Origin of the sequence: Muricoprocola aceti (assembly GCF_025567005.1) — a bacterium.
Lineage (GTDB): Bacteria > Bacillota > Clostridia > Lachnospirales > Lachnospiraceae > Marvinbryantia > Marvinbryantia aceti.
In genome coordinates, this window is sequence record NZ_JAOQKE010000011.1 from 36,619 (window position 1) to 53,353 (window position 16,735).

The window sequence follows — 16,735 nt, forward strand, 5'->3', positions numbered from 1 at the left end:
CGATCATACATTATTTAGCCTTTTCTTTTATTTTGGTCGAACACATTTCCAGGATGACAACCGCAATTACAACAATGTATGTCAGCGCCCCCATCTCTCTCAGATCAAAATAAAAACTGCCTGCCATATAGAGGTTAAATCCAATTCCACCTGCACCTGCTGCTGCTCCCATTGCAACTGCATTCGTAAAATTGATTTCAAATCTCATAAATGTCCATGCCACCATATAGCTTATGCTTGACGGCAGAATCGCCTGCGTTACAATCTGCCAGAAGCCTGCACCGCTTGCTCTTAAAGCTTCTATTGTTCCGTCATCAATTTCCTCAATTGCCTCTGAATATACCTTTGTAAGATAGGCGAAACTGTGAAACGTCAGACCGACAACTGCAGCAACACTTCCAAGTCCTGCCGAAACAGCAAATATCAACACCCAAAGCACAGTAGGGACTGCTCTTACCAGCGCAACCACACTTTTTATGATATTAGCCACATGAAGATCGGAAATATTCTTTGCACAAAGAAGAGAACAAAAAAAAGCCAATATCATTCCGAATACAGTAGATAAAGCCCCGAGGCAGAAAGTGACTAACAGCTGATATAAAAGCTCTGTCAAACTCGTTCTTGAGAGCTTTGGTGTTAAGAATACTGTTTTAAAATTTACAAAGGTGTCTGCAATCGCTTGACCCAAATCAATGTTTTTATAGTCAAAGGTGAAAATTGCCACCACGGATATAGCTGCAAGGGAAATGACAAGGAGTTTGACTGCAGAATTACTTTTACTTTTGGCAGAGATTCGGATTTTACCGTTTCTGTTCCTTTCTATTCCACCGAAATCAGTAATAGCAATAGTATTTGTATTCATTACATAATCACTCTCCTTATCTTATTTGAAATACTCTCGATCGCAATCACCAGAATGACCATAAACAAAACAATCAGTCCTGCCGATGGAAATTGAAGCCCTTTATAATACATATCAAACAAATAGCCTATCCCTGTTGATGTCAGCATGCCTATCAGTGTGGAACTTCGTATATTTGTTTCTATCATGTACAACACCCAGGAAACAATACCCGTAAGTGATGATGGAATAATGCCCTGAAATACACATTGAATGAATTTTGCACCGGTTGCAGTCAGTGCTTCAACACAAGAGGAGCTGACCTCATCTATTGTTTCAATAAAAGCCCTTGTAAGTAAACCGAATGTGGTAAAGAACAGAGCAAGAAAGCCTGTTAATATGTTCTGTCCAAATGAAAACATTAAAATCATAGCCCATACAACATCAGGAACATTTCTGAAAAATGCGGCAACAATACGAACCGTTTTTCCAATTGCAGGATTGATTTTTGTGGTACGTGTTCCGAGCAGGCTGAACATAAATGCACAAGTAGCAGCAATAACAGTTACAGCGACAGAAAGCAGAGTGGTTTCCAAAAGCATGGACAATATTTTTGGTATTCTGCCTATTGCCTGCTCATCAGGAATAAGATTTTTTCTAATCCATGAAAGAGCTCCCGGAAATGATGCAAGGCCTTCTGACATATGAAATTCGGTAACATATGCCGATCCAAAATAAAGCAGAACAATTACCACCATGACAGCAATATAGGTACCTTTTCTTTTCACAAATACATCATTTTTCATATGGCAGCCCTCATATTCATATTCTCATCCATATTCACATTGACATCCGTAATCAGCTCACTGTCACTTGACTGATATATTTTGTGAATTGTTGCGGTATCCAGTCTTTCAGGAGAACCATCAAAAACGATTTTGCCTCCGGTAACCCCAATGATTCGTTTTGAATATTTCATCGCAACATCAACCTGATGCAGATTTACAAGACAGGTTATATTTTTTGTTTCATTGATCTTCTTTAAATGATCCATAATAACTCTTGAAGATTTCGGGTCTAAAGAAGCAATAGGCTCATCGCATAAAATCATCTTTGGCTGCTGCATAATTGCTCTTGCAATACCAACTCGCTGCTTTTGTCCGCCTGAAAGCTCATCGCAGCGCTTATATGCCTGCTCAGCAAGATCAAGCTCTTTTAAAATCTGAAACGCCTGAAGCTTTTCTTCCTCAGAATAGATACCTGCCATTCCTGCAAATGTAGATTTCTGCCCAAGCCTGCCATGCAATACGTTTTCCATAACGCTCAATCTCTCGACAAGATTATAATGCTGGAATATCATACCTGTTTTGGTTCTGACGTTGCGAAGCTCCTTCTTTTTCATTTTTGTAATTTCTTTTCCATCAAACCAGATATTACCCTCGCTTGCGTCAATCAAACGGTTACAGCAACGGAGAATTGTTGATTTCCCAGCTCCTGACGGGCCTATGATAGAAACAAATTCGCCTTCGTCCAACGAAAATGAAATATTGTCAAGTGCCTTAGTCACATTATTATATATTTTACTGACATTTTCAAATTGTAATATTGGCATTTTCTTTTTCCTTTCTGCACACCTCTGCGATCCGCTGGAGGTTTTATCTTCTTTCAAGATAAAAAGACTGAAAGAAACTGCGTAAGTGTAAACCAACTTGATTGATACACATTATGCTGATTTCCTTCAGTCTTTACACTTAAATCTTATTTACCCATTTCTCTGATTGGATCAAACCATTCATCCTCAACTAAAACGAACTTTGCATCCCCCTCTTTTTCAAATAAGCCTACATCTTCTGATCCTTCAGGAATGAAGATTTTAGGATTGTTTGTTACTTCATCAGATGTGAACAGATCCTGAATAGCCTTCACATCTTCAGGGCTAAGTGTGTCTGCATTGTAGAAGAAAGGTCCGTTCAGTACAGGTGTACATGCTATAACTGTAAATTTCTCACCCTGTACCTGATCAAAAGGAGCAGTAGCATTATCTTTGATAGTATAAACAGCACCTACTGTATTTTCTTCTCCTTCTGTACAATCAGCATAAGGTCTGATCTCGGTATCACAGAATGCTGCTACATCAGCTTTTCCTGACATAAGGTTAAAAGCAGATCCCTGATGAGAGCCTCCGAACATTACCTCAGAGAAGAACTCGCCTGCATTGATAAGAGAATCTGTTGTCAGATTTTTATCTGCAAAATGATTGATGATAGATGTCGTTGGAACTTTAAAACCTGATGTTGAGCTATTTGATACAAAAGACATCTTTTTACCTTCGATATTGTCAATACTATAACTGTCACCATCAGCATAATCCTTAGCATTTTCCTCTTCCACTGCAAGGAAGCTGTAATAGATTGCATCCTCAAGTGTACCTGACTCACCGCTGTTTACGAACAGAGGAAGAACCGCATTATTTTTTTCATGTGCCTGAACATAACTTTCTGCACCGTTAAAGCAAATCTGTGCTTTTCCGGATGCCATCGCCTCAATGGCAACTGCATAATCTGTTGTAAGCTGATGCTCCACCTTTTTGCCTGTTGCCTGCTCGATCAGCTTTGAAAACTCTTCTCTTGCAACATCATAATCTTCTGCTGATTCGTTTGGCGCCCAAATCATTGTGATAGTGTCTGCATATTTGTTTGTTGCAGTTTCATCCTCGGCAGGGGCAGTGCTATTATTTTGACAACCTGTTAAACATCCTGCGAACATTGCCAGTGTTAACCCCAGCGTTAAAAATTTCTTAAAATTTTTCATAATCTTGTCCTTTCTGTGTCGTATGCACAATAAATTATTTATAATAAACAGTTGTTTTCAACTGATTATTTTTGTTCAAGAGCATCAATCAAATCAACCAGGCCACTCATATTGGCTAGTACATAATCAGCACCGCAGTTTTTATAGATTTCCGATGCTTTGATTCCAGCTCTTGTCTTTTCTTCATCAGTAAGTACTTCATATTCTGCTTCGGAATATCCAAGTACAGAACTTCCTTCAATTATTCCTACAGTTGTAACACCGGCGTTATTACCTTCAATAATATCTGCAACAGTATCGCCAACCTTTAAAACAGCATCAACAGACTTGACATTGAGTGCCATCATATTCTTAAAGATAAGATATGGATATGGTCTGCCGACTTTGTTCGTGCTGTCAGGAGTAAAACAGGCATCAGGCATATACCCCTTTTCAGCGGCTGCTTTTTTTACAATTTCCATCATTTCATCGTTGTACCCTGTCGTTGAACCTATTTTGATACCTCTTTTCCTAAGTGCAACGATAGTTTCAAGCACATAAGGCTTTGGCTCAGAATAATCTTTTAAAATATCCAGAATAAGTGTTTCAGACAATTGATAGATTTCTTTTACATCGTCCTCGGTAAAGCCTCTGCCATAAATATGTTCCCACTCACAGGAAATGCGTTCCATTTTAAGCATCTCGCGAATATGATCTATTTTTGCAATGCCCATAGGTTTTCTTACTTCATCATTTGTCGGTTTTATTCCGAATTTTTCAAATGCTTTAATGAAAGCCTGTACAGGAGCAAAAGAACCGTAATCCACTGTTGTTCCTGCCCAGTCAAAAATAACTGCTTCTATTTTCCTCATCTTATATTTCCTCCAGTGTTTTTCAGTGCAAGAAAATTCTTAAAAATCTCTGTTATTCTTTCTATATCCTCAAGATAAATCTCACCGATATTTCCAATGCGAAAAGTATCTATATCTGTTACTTTCCCAGGATAGATCGCATATCCGTTTTCCTTTATATAGTCATACATTTCTTTAAAATCAAAATTCTTATTTTCCGGGTAAAGAAAAGAAGTAATAATCGGACTTTGATATTCTCTTGCAACATATGTTTTAAATCCCAGTGCCTGCATATTTTCCGTCAATCTGTGGTTGTTTTCTGTATAACGTTTTTCACGTGCCTTAACTCCGCCTTCTTCTTCAAGCTCGTCCAGAGCTTTTGCAAACGCAAGAACTGTATGCGTAGGGGAAGTAAAACGCCATTTTCCGTCCTTTTCCATTTCCTCAAACTGAGCATACAAATCAAGTGAAAGACTATGGCAGTTTCCTTTCGTCTTCTCCAAAGAATCCCTTTTTGCTATTACGAATGTAAAACCGGGAACTCCCTGGATGCATTTATTTGCGGAACTGATGAGAAAATCAATTCCTGATTCTTCAACAGGAATTTCAAATCCACCAAAACTCGACATAGCATCTACAATGAATGTCTTGTTATATGCTTTTGCAGTATAAGCAATACTTTCAATATTATTTAAAATACCCGATGTTGTTTCGCAATGTACCATTGCTATATGTGTAATATCACCGTTTGAATTGAGAATTTCCTCAACCATTTCAGAAGAAGGTATTTCAGCATACTCCACATTGTACTCAAGGTAACTAATCCCTGCATATTCACAAATCTGCACCATTCTTTTACCATATGCGCCATTTGTGATAAGTAAAACCTTTCCGCTTCCGACAGAGCTTGTAAGAACAGACTCAACCCCATAGGTACCACTGCCCTGCAAAAGTACTGCTGTATAGTTTTCTTCGGACACATTTGCAATTTTTATCAGCTTTTTTCTGATACTTTGAGTTATAGCCTTGTAATCATCATCCCATGTACAATGATCTGTAAGCATGGCTTCTTTCACGGTTTCTGTTGTGGTCAGCGGTCCGGGAGTAAGTAATTTATATTTATTCATGACTCATATCCTTTCTGTTAATGCAAATATTCGTTTTAACAGTTGATACTGTATATTTCTTTTTTTACTTAATCATTCTATCGGAGCTATGTTTTATTGTCTTCAAACCCCTGTAAAAATTTTGAAAAAATATTGACCTAATTATTTACAAACAGACAGATGCTTTCTCCATGTGCCGGATATTCACCGAGCCCTGCCCCGCCATTTTCGTATTGCCCGTGGAAATCACTCCCGCCTGTCAGAAATAATCCATATTCTCGGGCATATGCTTCTACTTTTTTCTTGTCCTCATCTTTGTTAGAAGGATGATTCCATTCGATTCCGTCAAGCCCTGACTGTACCAGTAATGGAATGATATCGAAATTCTTTTGCTGTCCCGGATGTGCCAGTACAGCCTTTCCACCATCTTTCTTAATCGCTTCCACAACCTCTGCAGCGTTCGGATAGGTAATATCAAAATCACAGGGGCCGCCATTTTTAAAGATATTCCGGTATATATCTCCAAAAAGTGACTTACTCTGCCCGGTTTTCAAAAGATAATCCAGAATATGCTGCTTATAAATACAGTCTCCTGCCATCTTCTGAACCTCTTCAACCGGAACCTGATAACCTATATTGTTTAAAATGTGAATCTGTCTGAGACAATTTTCATGACGTTTACGTAGGGTTTCGCTTCCTATAGCTTCTATATGTTCTGTTGTCTTATATCCATATCCAAGAATATGTACTTTTCTCTTTCCTTCATAATCATAAGCAGACATTTCCACTGCAGGAATCGCCTGAATTCCAAACTCTGCCGCCAGCCGCTGATGCTCGAATGCACATTGGGTAGTATCATGATCGGTAAAGGCAATATGTGTAATTCCCGATTTTTTTGCCTTTTTCAAAATATTTTCTGCTGACATACTGCAATCCGAAACATTGGTATGTACATGCAAATCTGCGAAATACATCAGGATGCCTCCTTCTCGTTTTTAAATCTGCCTTCTGTGATATTGTATACATGGTCACACAGCCCTTCCATAAATTCCAGGTCATGAAAAATACCAATCATGGAAGTCCCTTCCCCTTTCAATTTCATAAGAAGCTCCTTAACCAGTATCTTTGTATTATTATCCAACGAAGCAGTCGGCTCATCCAAAAGCAGGAGTCTCGGTGCCTTGACCATGGCATGTGCAAGATTCAGTCTCAGCTTTTCTCCTCCGGAAAATGTATTCGGATAAATATCCCACAGATTCTCATTCAGTCTAAAGTATCTGAGCATCTCTTCCGCTTTTTTTACTGACTCTTCATATGAAAACCCTGCATCCAAAGCCCCGCTTATAACATGTTCTTTTGCAGTCGTTCGCGGCAGGATTGAAAGAAATTGTGATACATATCCTATCTCCACTTTTCGCAGATGAATAATCTGTTGTTCGGAAGCTTTAATCAGATCCAGCTTCCCATAAGAAAGCGAATCATAGATGACGCTCCCCGTTGTTGCCAGATAGGTTCGGTAGATACAGCGCAAAACCGTAGATTTCCCGGCTCCCGAAGTTCCCACTATTCCGATGAAACCCCCTTTATTCAACGCAAAAGAAATATCTCTGCAACTTTTAATCAATCTGTTTTGAGCATGCAGATAGAATTCTTTTGATAGTCCTTTGATTTCCAATATCGTCTCCATATTTCCTCCTAATCTGCTTTCCGGTAATGACATTCCATAATGCACTCGCCAGCAACAAATACCTTTTCCAAGCAAGGGTGACCGCCCTGACTTTTCACGACAAGAATATCTGCTTCTTTTCCTTCCTCCAGAGACCCAATACAATCCGCCAATCCTACTGCCTCTGCCGGTGCCAGCGTCACATATCCTACTGCCTCCCACACTGGTATTCCTTCTGTCTCATAAAGTTGAAATACCGCCTGTAAAAGAGACTGTGGATAATAATCAGATACCAGAACATCCGCCGCACCTTCTCTGATTGCTTCCAACGCTGACAGGTTTCCCGAATGCGATCCTCCAAGCAGAATATTCGGTGCGCCTACAACGGTCTTAAATCCCTTTAGCTTTGCAGCTTTAGCGACTTCCATAGTAATCGGAAACTCACTGATTGCCACACCAAGTCGTTTATTAATCTGAAGTTTTTCCAACGTGTCATCATCATGGCTTGCAACAGAGATACCGCATTCTTTTGCCATCTCCGCCAGTTCTTTCAACTGATCAAAGGTACTGGTTTCTTTCTCAAACTCGGATTTGACAAGCGCTGCAAACTCCTCTTCTGTCATATCTCTGCCTTCATTTGGCTGATGTTTCCGATAAATGTCAAGGTTCTTATACTGTCCCTGTCCTGGTGTATGATCCATGAATGATAGCAAATCTACATATCCTTTCTGAATCATCTCTTTCACCTGTTCATAACAGGCCAGATTATCTATCTCGTATCGAAGATGATATCTGTGTCTGATTAATCTCTCCTCATGGCGGTACCTTGCCACCAGCTCCGCCAGTCTTTTTACCTGCGGTGCCTGTCGTATTGCTTTGACATCCCAGGTTCCCTCACGAAACATAGAGATTGAATGGAACATTGTAGTAATTCCACATCCGACCAACACTTTCTCCGCTTCCTTAAGCCCCATTTCGAAGTCCATAACAGCCGTGCTCCTCGGTTGAATATATGATTCAATCATGTCCGAATGAATATCTACGATTCCCGGCATAACATAACTTCCTTTCACATCATATATGCAGCCATCCTCTGTTTTGCTCTCTTCTGATGGACAGACACTCTGAATCTTTCCCTCTTCGAGAATCAGATCATACCCTTCCAGCACACGATCCTTCAAAATGAGTTTTCCATTTTTAATTGCTTTCTTCATCCATTTTTCTCCTGTTTTTCATTTCTTAAAGTAATGAATGTACCAGCTGTTGTGTATATGGCATCTGCGGGTCATCCAGAATCTGATCGGTCAGCCCCTGTTCAATAATCTTTCCATCCAGCATCACTATGGTACGGTCAGCGAGCATCCGGATAACCGCCAGGTCGTGGGACACCAGCATAATAGACACATTGAATTTTTGTCGGATTTCACGAATCAACTCCAATACCTTTACCTGTACGGAAAGATCAAGCCCTGTGGTCACTTCATCCAGAAGGAGAATTGCCGGATTATTAGCAAGTGCTTTTGAAATCTGAACCCTCTGCTGCATTCCACCACTGAAATTCTTCGGCGGTTCCTTTTTTCTGGTCTGCAGAATCTCCACTGCATCCAGAAGTTCTGCTACCCTATCATTCATACCCGCATAATTTCGCTGTCCTGCTGCAATCAGTTTTTCCGCAATATTTCCCGCACTGGAGTAATCCATACGCAGCCCCAACATAGGGTTCTGGTATACCATACCCATAATATGATTCTTAATATATTTCTTCTGCTGCAGGCTCTGAGAGAAGATATCTTCTTTTCCATCATGAAAATCTCTCAGATAACCCTTTCCTTCCGTAATGTCAAAGTCAAAATATAAGCTTTTCATCAAGGTGGATTTCCCAGAACCTGATTCCCCGACAATACCAAGGATCTCTCCTTCATATAAATTCACATTCACATCATTGCACGCCCAGACTGTCTTGCAGTGAGGACAAGTATTTTTATCAAGCTTTCCACCGTTCCTACAGTATTCACAGGTCTTGCCGTAACGTACTGTTAAGTGATCGATGCTTAAGACTGGTGTTTCCATGCTATCCTCTCCCTTCTTCCCCTGCAGAATCCCGTGTCGCTGCATTCATACACCTTTTCACCGGTCTTTTCGTCAATCAACTCATCCAGATACACTCCTGTTGCCCCGCAAAGACGGCAGCATTTTCCTTCAAAATCCTCTGTCTTAAATGGAACATCATCAAAGCACATGGAAATAACCTTCGTGTGCGGTGGAATCGCATAAATCTTCTTCTCTCTTCCGGCCCCAAAAAGATATAGGGTATCACTGTCATTCAGCTTCTTATTATCATATCTTGGAATCGGACTGGGATTCATAACGTATCTGTCCTCCACCATTACCGGATACTCTGAGCTGATGCTGATTTCGCCGTACTGTGTCAGATCTTCGAACAAAGACAGCCACATCCCACTGTATTCTGCCTCCGCATGCATCTGTTTAGTCACAGCTTCTCTCGGCTCCACGATTCTAAGGGGCTCCGGTGTCGGAACCTGAAGTACAAGAATCTGATCATTTCTCATCGGAATCTCCGGTATACGGTGACGGCTCTGAATAATGGTCGCTTCTTCAGAATCTGTGGTAATCTGAACTCCGGTGCATTCTTCTACAAGCTTTTTAATGTTTACTGCATTTACACTGTCATCACTTCCCTGATCGATAACTTTCAGTACGTCTTCTTTTCCAATAATCGACAATGTAATCTGGATTCCTCCGGTTCCCCACCCTCTTCCAATCGGAAGTTCTCTGGAACCAAACGGCACTTGATACCCTGGTATTGCGACTGCCTTCAATATACTTCTTCTTATTTCTCTCTTAGAGCCTTCATCCAGAAACGCGAAATTATAATGTCTGCCATCTATCATTATGCTTCCTCCTTTGCTCTGACACGGTCAAGCTTCGACTGGAACGTTACATAGTGCGGCAGTTTCAAATGAGAAATGAATCCGCTCATCTCCAGACAATCCCCATGAGTCAGCACGAATTCCTCATCCTGCGATGGTGTGTCACCCACAGTCTCCAAACTGGCATCTGCGATAGACATAGCAATCGCTTTATTTTCATTTCTTCCGAATATCAATCCATAGCCACCAGACAACGTCATCTTGTCAAACTCTTCATCTGTTTCTGTACAGGATGGAACCAAAGCTTCTACTTCTGTAACCAGAATCTCTCCGATACAGAGTTCCTCCTCCTCGTTCAGTGCATATGGAACGCATACTTCCACATAACCACATCTCAGTTCTGACACCGTTGGATGGGTCGCTCCATATCCACGCATTGCACTGTAGGCGACACCTCCCAAAAATCCCGCGTCACTTCTTGCAAATGTCTGAAGCCTTGCACTTCTCGGCGCCGGAAATGTCAACAGGTTACAGGTCACATCAAAAGGTTCCGTATTATCCTCTTCCACATATTCCAGTACCTTTTCTTCCCTCAGCAGGTCAGTTACCCTTCCACAGTGTATATCCGCTCCCGATAATTCTTCTTCCGGCTCCTGCTCTTCCTTTTTCTCGTCTGCATTCTTTTCTTCCATCAGTGAAAAATCAAGAAGTCGGTGTGAATAGTCATAAGTCGGTCCAAGAATCTGTCCTCCCGGAATATCCTTGAATGCTGCGGAAATTCTGCGGATCAAACGCATATCTCTTGTATCTACTGGATTGGAATAATAATTTCTCGGCAATGTAGATCTGTAAGCCCTTAACAAGAATACCGCTTCTTCCACACTTCCTTCACACTGTTTCAATGCCAGTGCCGCATATTCCTGAGAATAAAATCCCGCCTCGCTCATAATTTTGTCAATCAAAAGCCCCATATTTTCCTTAATACTGGATACCGATATATCTTCTTTACTATCTCTGAATATTTCCAACAGTTTCAGAGACTGCTCAATGGCTTCCCTTCCGCCTGTAACTGCAACATATGCCATTATATCTCCTCCTGCTCTTTTACTTTTACAAGCCGGGGAACTCCGAGAAGATTCCCCTCCTTATCTGCAAACACCATATCAACACCCAACGGATATTCTATGTTCAGATTTCTATAAAGTGTAATTGTCTTTTTGATATATGGATATACACTTATTTGCTTCTCACCTTTGATTCCCGGTCCCATCAGAGTCATCGATTCTTTTCCCTGTATGCTCTCACATGACAGGATAACTGTTGCTGATTCCTGTGGATCAGCATATGTACCATGCTTTACATTTCTTAATATCTGTTCCAGAGATCCATAATTCATTTCCGATGACAGGAACACATAATCCGCAATCTTTAACTCGTCCTCACGACACAATGTAAGGCTGTGCAGTTCGGATGAAAGGCTCGGATTCTTCTCCACATACATCTTTTCCTCATTGTCAAGAAGCGTGCAGCCCAGTGCCAAAAGCACAGCATATTTCCCTTCAAATTTTCCGGATTCCTGTCTGATACTTTTTATCTCTCCCGGATTCGCGATTGCCTCCAACAATCCTCGAAAGACCTTCTGTCCATCGTGGACGAAATCAAACTGATATTCCAACTCCATATCTTCTGCCATTATTTATTCTCCCATTACATTAAAGTTTACTTTCGATTTTCTCAGCTGACGATTGATTTCTTCTCTTGATTTATTCTGTTCTTTTCCCAATTCGTCTATCTGCCGCAGAATATCTTTTTTTTCCCATTCTCCATTCAGAAAACCATCAATGATTGCCGCTGCAATTGCCTTTTCAAAATCATCTCCCGCAATTACGCTCACTCCCTTTGTCCCGTCTACAGTCACCATACATTCTGTTGCCAGTACCTCGCCAAGATAGAATAACGAATTTTTCACGGACTCTCTTACCTTCACCATAACCAGTGTTTTTTGAGGCTCTTTCAGAATCTTTATATTATTTGCTGATTTAATCTGATTTGCAATCACTGCGAGCTCATCCTTTGAAGCTCCCGCCAGAATTGCCGACAGTTTTCTTTTCAACATAGTTTTTCTCCTTTGCATCTTGTGATGTCTTATTTTTTCTTCTTGGCATAAAATAAAGAACCTTTGTAAGGTTGCCAACTTGATTTTGTAAATTCTTTGTAATATCTGCTTTTTGTATTGTTTTATGGCTCTCGTTACTGATATAATCGGACTTGAATTAAACAGGGAACAAGTACAATAAATCATGTACTTAATTTAAAAGGAGGTATCTTTGTGTCAAAAGATTGGACCTGGGAAACAATTGCAGATACTCTGATCAAAGAGTTTAAACAGAATGTCTATAAGAAAGATGAAAAAATGCCCAGTGAAAACAAGATGGCAGTACGCTTCGGTGTAACACGCGCCGAAATCCGAAAAGCTTATGATCGCCTGAAGGAAGAGGGCTATATATATTCCATGCAAGGATATGGAAGCTTCTTTTCAGGAAAACGTGAAAAAATATATCTTGCTATGAATAACGAAAGTTTCAGTCAGAAAATGGCATCTTTGAACATTCCAGTTGAGACCATAAATATCGGATGTCAGAAAATTCGAAAAGACTCCCTGATTCACTCTATGCTGAAAGTTGATACTTCTATAGACGTATATAAAGTTACCCGTCTTCGTATCCTTGACAAGGAACCGATTGCCATACATATCAGCTACCTTGCGGAAAATCTCTTTCCCTGTATTTCACAGGAAGGTACTTCAATTACTTCAGTATTTGATTATATCCATAACTACGGATACACTAATCTGGTTTCCGACAATACTCAGCTTACCGTGTCTACACTCACAAAAAAAGAACGTACCCTTCTTAATATTAAAGGATACGCTCCAAGTCTTGTACTGACCTCCCGCTGCATTTCACAGCCTTTGGAAAGGATTGTGGAAATTACACGAACCATGTACCGCAGCGATAAATTTATTTTCAAGCTATAGACGAAAAAGATCACTGACGGGATATGATAATGTAAGTGATTACCTGAAACCACAGGAAATATCAGTGTTTTCTTATGTTCCCCCCTTAATTACAAGGCTCATCATGAGCATACTTAGAAGAATAAAACATTCTTGGCATAAGACAATGGGTTTTCTTACCACATCCATTACATACATATGGTGGTTTCTTAAGTTTTTCACATTCCGCCGTTTCGTATGCAGGACATACATCTATACAACGCATATTTTGCTTTTTGCAGATTTTACACATGGTTCCACATTGATTATCACAAAGACCGGTCATTTTACATTTTTTCCGATGAATGCAAGGTGGATTGGTATAACCCGAATCCGGACGCTCTTTGATACGTGCATGAAGACGCACTTCCTTAGATACTGTTGAGGGATCTTTACCGATAATTCTTCCAATTTCGGCGAAGCTTTTATTCTCGGTAAGACCTTTCTCGATATCAACACGCTGTTCAAATGTTAAATGTTTCTGATTGCCTTTATTCTTCATAATTATCTCCAATCTGCACAGGCAGGCAATCAGCTGCAAGTACATTATACAGAGAAATAATGATGGCAATCAAGAAGTGTTAGAGCCCGGAGAGATTAACCACTCAGAGTCCAGCAGAAATGACCAATTTGAGTCCATTAAAACAACCATCGTTAGTTGACTCCGGACGCCAGTCTTGAAATGAACCTCAGATAATGCTTGGACTTCTATATCCCGACGGCGAAGAACTCAAGAACAGATGGTTGAATTACCGTCGAATTTGCCCAGTTTAGCATTATCTGAGAATCCTATCAAGACCCTTGCCCTACGGGTGGCTGATCTGTTCCCTCTGGCTCAGGAGCCTAAGAACAGATGTTGTAAAGCAGTGGTTATTTCTATTGGACTGAACTTGGCTATTTCTGATGATCTCAGATAGGCTGTTTCTAATGGACTTAGGTTGGTTGTTTCAAGCGGGCTCTAACAGAAGGCAAATATGTGTGCAAGAGCAACTTCGACCTATATGGAATTTACTTTTACATTTGGACCAAAACTGGAATTTAAAAATACATTTAAGTGTTATTTCTCATTTATTTTGGTTCATATAATTGAAATACCATTGTCTAGAACATATGTTTGTGTTATGATATAGGAAGTTTAGTATCTAATACAAACAGAATTGATACGAAAAGGGGGGATTGCGTTTGGATCGATGCGATTTTAGCTCTATAATGACATGTTTGAAAAATCATATCAGCGAAAGTAACCAGATGAACCAGCCTGAATTTTTATATGAAGTATTTGAGGATTTTATGGACAGCCCGGAAAGCAAAGATTTTTCTTTTGACAATGGGCTGGTCTGCCGGTGGATGACCGGACAGGCGAAGATCAGTCCCAAAATCTGCACTTACTATGCAAGACCAAGCAAGCAGGAAAAGCTGGCTGAAACACTGCAGCATAATCTTATACCATTAATGACCGACTGTAACAAAGCACTGCAGGATGTTTATCTCCTGTTCATGCAGGATGCCACAATCTCCGAAGCAAAAAAGAAAAATCTGGCAGCCCTTTACAAGCCGATTGATTCACGGCTTCTCTTTCTGGCAAAACTAATCTCCTTTGGTATGGAACGCCAATTTATCAAACGTGACACCAGAAACCAAAAGCTGCTTGCAGGCGGCTCTCTCTCCCCGGTTATTCTGGATTACATCATGGACAGTGAAGTTCCCAGACCATGCCGCCATTTTCTTGGAAGAGAAGAAGAACTGGACGAATTACATACAATGCTGGAAGAAAACAGCAAAGTATTTCTCTATGGAATTGCCGGGATTGGAAAGAGTGAACTGGCGAAAGCATATGCAAAGCAATACAAAAAATATTATACGAACATCCTGTATGTAGAATATGCCGGTGATTTACATCAGGCTGTCACAGATATGGATTTTACCGACGATCTGCCGGAAGATGGGGAAGAAGAACGTTTCCGGAAGCACAACCGGTTTCTCCGTTCTCTGAAAGATGATACACTGCTCATCATAGACAATTTCAACGTCACTGCCACGCAGGACAGTTTTCTGCCGGTGATTCTGAAATACCGGTGCAGGATTCTTTTCACGACCAGAAGTAAATTTGACGGACACTGTATCCTGCAGTTAAAAGAGATCAGGGATCCAGCCAGCCTGTTTCAACTGGCAGCTGCATTTTATTCTGATGCAGAAGTACACCAAACACTGGTAGAAGAGATTATAGAAATCGTCCATCGCCATACCTTTGCAGTAGAGCTGGCTGCAAAACTACTGGAAAATGGGATTCTACCTCCGGAACACTTACTGGAAAAGCTACGGGAAGAAAAGGCATCCCTTGAAAATGAAGATAAAATCAGTGCCATCAAAGACGGGCAAAACAGCAAGGCTACTTACTATAACCATATCCACACTCTGTTTTCTCTTTATTCCATATCCGTGGAACAACAGGAAATCATGTGGAACCTTTGCTTTCTGCCTCCTGCCGGTATTTCCGCCCGTATTTTTGCTGACTGGCTTGGATTAACTGACTTAAATGGCATCAATGATCTGATTGAAACAGGTTTTGTACAAGTAACTACACGGCATACAATTTCCCTGCATCCGTTGATTCAGGAGATTGCCCTTTCAGAAACAAAACCTTCGGTCACAGCCTGCCATACTTTGCTTGATTCTCTGCAAAAAATATGTCTGATGCATGGAACGGAAGTCAGCTATTATAAAAAACTGTTTCAGACAGTCGGGAATATCATACGGATGATGGAAAAAGATGATCTGACCAAGTACCTGCTGTTTCTTGAGGATGTCTTCCCATATATGGAGAAATACCGTTACAGGAAAGGTATGAAAGAGATTATCCTGGAGATGAAGCAGCTTTTGAAAGGGAATGGAAACGGTGCCGATACTGACCGTGCATTATTACTGGACTATCAGGCATGTATGGAAACAAATCCGGAAAAAGCCATCAAACTGGAAAAAGAAGCCCTTGCACAGATCAAAGAAATCACAGAGGATAATGCCCACCTTGTCTCCAACCTTCATGCGAATCTGGGCGGTCTTTACCGCATGAATGATCAGGCAGAGCTTGCAAAAGAACACATGGAAAAGGGTATCTTCCTGCTTGAGCAGTACCAACTGCTTTATACCAATGACAGCATTCCCCAGATCAACAATTATGCTGCCTTATTGACAGAATTGCAGGAACCGGAACGGGCAATGGCTGCCCTCCAGAAACTTGCCCAGATCATCAAAGAATACAACTCCGATACCTGTCTGGACTATGCCCAGGTACAGGAATCCATGGGAAATATCTGCCTGATCACAGCAAATATCTCACAGGCTAAAACCCATTTCAAAAAAGCCATGAAGATTTATGAGAATGTCTGGGCTGATGAGCCGGAACTGATTGAAGAAAAATATCAGGAAATTCAGGAACTGTATCCACAGGTAGGCATCGCACTGGCAAGGGGAATCCTGGCTTCCAAAAACAAATAATAAAATAAAACCGAAAAAATTTGTAACGAAACTATCCTTT

General features: G+C 40.7%; 17 protein-coding genes. 2 read left to right on the top strand and 15 right to left on the bottom strand.

The window, feature by feature from the left end:
• Positions 1-10: 10 nt before the first annotated feature.
• The 14 genes from OCV47_RS09510 to phnG all read right to left on the bottom strand — a co-directional run bounded on the left by OCV47_RS09510 (position 11) and on the right by phnG (position 12,261).
• Positions 11-862 (bottom strand): PhnE/PtxC family ABC transporter permease, encoded by an 852-nt coding sequence (locus tag OCV47_RS09510; RefSeq protein ID WP_262654847.1) that lies wholly within the window; start codon positions 860-862, stop codon positions 11-13.
• Positions 862-1,647, bottom strand: a complete 786-nt coding sequence (locus tag OCV47_RS09515) for a PhnE/PtxC family ABC transporter permease (protein ID WP_262654848.1) — start codon at positions 1,645-1,647, stop codon at positions 862-864. The genes OCV47_RS09510 and OCV47_RS09515 overlap by 1 nt, the downstream gene beginning before the upstream one ends.
• Positions 1,644-2,453, bottom strand: coding sequence for a phosphonate ABC transporter ATP-binding protein (gene phnC, locus OCV47_RS09520; RefSeq protein WP_262654849.1), 810 nt, complete (start codon positions 2,451-2,453; stop codon positions 1,644-1,646). Before phnC ends, OCV47_RS09515 begins: the two co-directional genes overlap by 4 nt.
• A 146-nt stretch (positions 2,454-2,599) precedes the next feature.
• Positions 2,600-3,652 carry a phosphate/phosphite/phosphonate ABC transporter substrate-binding protein gene (locus OCV47_RS09525; RefSeq protein ID WP_262654850.1) on the bottom strand — a complete coding sequence of 351 codons (1,053 nt, stop codon included), beginning with the start codon at positions 3,650-3,652 and terminating at the stop codon, positions 2,600-2,602.
• Positions 3,653-3,717: 65 nt separating this feature from the next.
• Positions 3,718-4,503, bottom strand: coding sequence for a phosphonoacetaldehyde hydrolase (phnX, locus tag OCV47_RS09530; protein WP_262654851.1), 786 nt, complete (start codon positions 4,501-4,503; stop codon positions 3,718-3,720).
• Positions 4,500-5,609: a 2-aminoethylphosphonate--pyruvate transaminase gene (gene phnW / locus OCV47_RS09535; protein ID WP_262654852.1), complete on the bottom strand. Its 1,110-nt coding sequence runs from the start codon at positions 5,607-5,609 to the stop codon at positions 4,500-4,502. The genes phnX and phnW overlap by 4 nt, the downstream gene beginning before the upstream one ends.
• A 137-nt stretch (positions 5,610-5,746) precedes the next feature.
• The gene (locus tag OCV47_RS09540; RefSeq protein ID WP_262654853.1) at positions 5,747-6,562 is read right to left on the bottom strand and encodes a PHP domain-containing protein; all 816 of its coding nucleotides are present in this window, start codon (positions 6,560-6,562) and stop codon (positions 5,747-5,749) included.
• Positions 6,562-7,275: a phosphonate C-P lyase system protein PhnL gene (locus tag OCV47_RS09545; RefSeq protein ID WP_262654854.1), complete on the bottom strand. Its 714-nt coding sequence runs from the start codon at positions 7,273-7,275 to the stop codon at positions 6,562-6,564. The genes OCV47_RS09540 and OCV47_RS09545 overlap by 1 nt, the downstream gene beginning before the upstream one ends.
• 8 nt (positions 7,276-7,283) lie before the next feature.
• Complete coding sequence (gene phnM / locus OCV47_RS09550; protein WP_262654855.1) at positions 7,284-8,468, bottom strand: phosphonate metabolism protein PhnM; 1,185 nt, start codon at positions 8,466-8,468, stop codon at positions 7,284-7,286.
• A gap of 25 nt (positions 8,469-8,493) precedes the next feature.
• A complete protein-coding gene (locus tag OCV47_RS09555) occupies positions 8,494-9,324 on the bottom strand; it encodes an ATP-binding cassette domain-containing protein (RefSeq protein WP_173790084.1) in 831 nt (276 codons plus the stop codon).
• Positions 9,306-10,166 (bottom strand): alpha-D-ribose 1-methylphosphonate 5-phosphate C-P-lyase PhnJ, encoded by an 861-nt coding sequence (locus OCV47_RS09560; protein ID WP_262654856.1) that lies wholly within the window; start codon positions 10,164-10,166, stop codon positions 9,306-9,308. Before OCV47_RS09560 ends, OCV47_RS09555 begins: the two co-directional genes overlap by 19 nt.
• Positions 10,166-11,230 carry a carbon-phosphorus lyase complex subunit PhnI gene (locus OCV47_RS09565; RefSeq protein WP_262654857.1) on the bottom strand — a complete coding sequence of 355 codons (1,065 nt, stop codon included), beginning with the start codon at positions 11,228-11,230 and terminating at the stop codon, positions 10,166-10,168. The genes OCV47_RS09560 and OCV47_RS09565 overlap by 1 nt, the downstream gene beginning before the upstream one ends.
• Complete coding sequence (phnH, locus tag OCV47_RS09570; protein ID WP_262654858.1) at positions 11,230-11,838, bottom strand: phosphonate C-P lyase system protein PhnH; 609 nt, start codon at positions 11,836-11,838, stop codon at positions 11,230-11,232. The genes OCV47_RS09565 and phnH overlap by 1 nt, the downstream gene beginning before the upstream one ends.
• 3 nt (positions 11,839-11,841) lie before the next feature.
• Positions 11,842-12,261: a phosphonate C-P lyase system protein PhnG gene (gene phnG, locus OCV47_RS09575; RefSeq protein WP_262654859.1), complete on the bottom strand. Its 420-nt coding sequence runs from the start codon at positions 12,259-12,261 to the stop codon at positions 11,842-11,844.
• 213 nt (positions 12,262-12,474) lie between these two features.
• Between phnG and OCV47_RS09580 the strand changes: the two genes are divergently transcribed.
• On the top strand, positions 12,475-13,182 hold the full coding sequence (locus tag OCV47_RS09580) for a GntR family transcriptional regulator (RefSeq protein WP_262654860.1): 708 nt from the start codon (positions 12,475-12,477) through the stop codon (positions 13,180-13,182).
• Positions 13,183-13,267: 85 nt separating this feature from the next.
• Here the strand turns inward: OCV47_RS09580 and OCV47_RS09585 are convergent, their stop codons facing one another.
• Positions 13,268-13,702, bottom strand: coding sequence for a helix-turn-helix domain-containing protein (locus OCV47_RS09585; RefSeq protein WP_262654861.1), 435 nt, complete (start codon positions 13,700-13,702; stop codon positions 13,268-13,270).
• Between the two features lie 746 nt (positions 13,703-14,448).
• On the opposite strand from OCV47_RS09585, the gene OCV47_RS09590 reads away from it, so the two are divergent.
• On the top strand, positions 14,449-16,695 hold the full coding sequence (locus OCV47_RS09590) for a tetratricopeptide repeat protein (RefSeq protein ID WP_262654862.1): 2,247 nt from the start codon (positions 14,449-14,451) through the stop codon (positions 16,693-16,695).
• The last annotated feature ends 40 nt before the right edge of the window (positions 16,696-16,735 follow it).

Coding starts and splice junctions, on each gene's coding strand:
- OCV47_RS09545 (WP_262654854.1), bottom strand. CDS start 7,275: ATGGAGACGATATTGGAAATCAAAGGACTATCAAAAGAATTCTATCTG.
- OCV47_RS09590 (WP_262654862.1), top strand. CDS start 14,449: ATGAACCAGCCTGAATTTTTATATGAAGTATTTGAGGATTTTATGGAC.
- OCV47_RS09560 (WP_262654856.1), bottom strand. CDS start 10,166: ATGATAGATGGCAGACATTATAATTTCGCGTTTCTGGATGAAGGCTCT.
- phnC (WP_262654849.1), bottom strand. CDS start 2,453: ATGCCAATATTACAATTTGAAAATGTCAGTAAAATATATAATAATGTG.
- phnG (WP_262654859.1), bottom strand. CDS start 12,261: ATGTTGAAAAGAAAACTGTCGGCAATTCTGGCGGGAGCTTCAAAGGAT.
- OCV47_RS09555 (WP_173790084.1), bottom strand. CDS start 9,324: ATGGAAACACCAGTCTTAAGCATCGATCACTTAACAGTACGTTACGGC.
- OCV47_RS09515 (WP_262654848.1), bottom strand. CDS start 1,647: ATGAAAAATGATGTATTTGTGAAAAGAAAAGGTACCTATATTGCTGTC.
- OCV47_RS09565 (WP_262654857.1), bottom strand. CDS start 11,230: ATGGCATATGTTGCAGTTACAGGCGGAAGGGAAGCCATTGAGCAGTCT.
- phnX (WP_262654851.1), bottom strand. CDS start 4,503: ATGAGGAAAATAGAAGCAGTTATTTTTGACTGGGCAGGAACAACAGTG.
- OCV47_RS09540 (WP_262654853.1), bottom strand. CDS start 6,562: ATGTATTTCGCAGATTTGCATGTACATACCAATGTTTCGGATTGCAGT.
- phnM (WP_262654855.1), bottom strand. CDS start 8,468: ATGAAGAAAGCAATTAAAAATGGAAAACTCATTTTGAAGGATCGTGTG.
- phnH (WP_262654858.1), bottom strand. CDS start 11,838: ATGGCAGAAGATATGGAGTTGGAATATCAGTTTGATTTCGTCCACGAT.
- OCV47_RS09525 (WP_262654850.1), bottom strand. CDS start 3,652: ATGAAAAATTTTAAGAAATTTTTAACGCTGGGGTTAACACTGGCAATG.
- phnW (WP_262654852.1), bottom strand. CDS start 5,609: ATGAATAAATATAAATTACTTACTCCCGGACCGCTGACCACAACAGAA.
- OCV47_RS09510 (WP_262654847.1), bottom strand. CDS start 862: ATGAATACAAATACTATTGCTATTACTGATTTCGGTGGAATAGAAAGG.
- OCV47_RS09585 (WP_262654861.1), bottom strand. CDS start 13,702: ATGAAGAATAAAGGCAATCAGAAACATTTAACATTTGAACAGCGTGTT.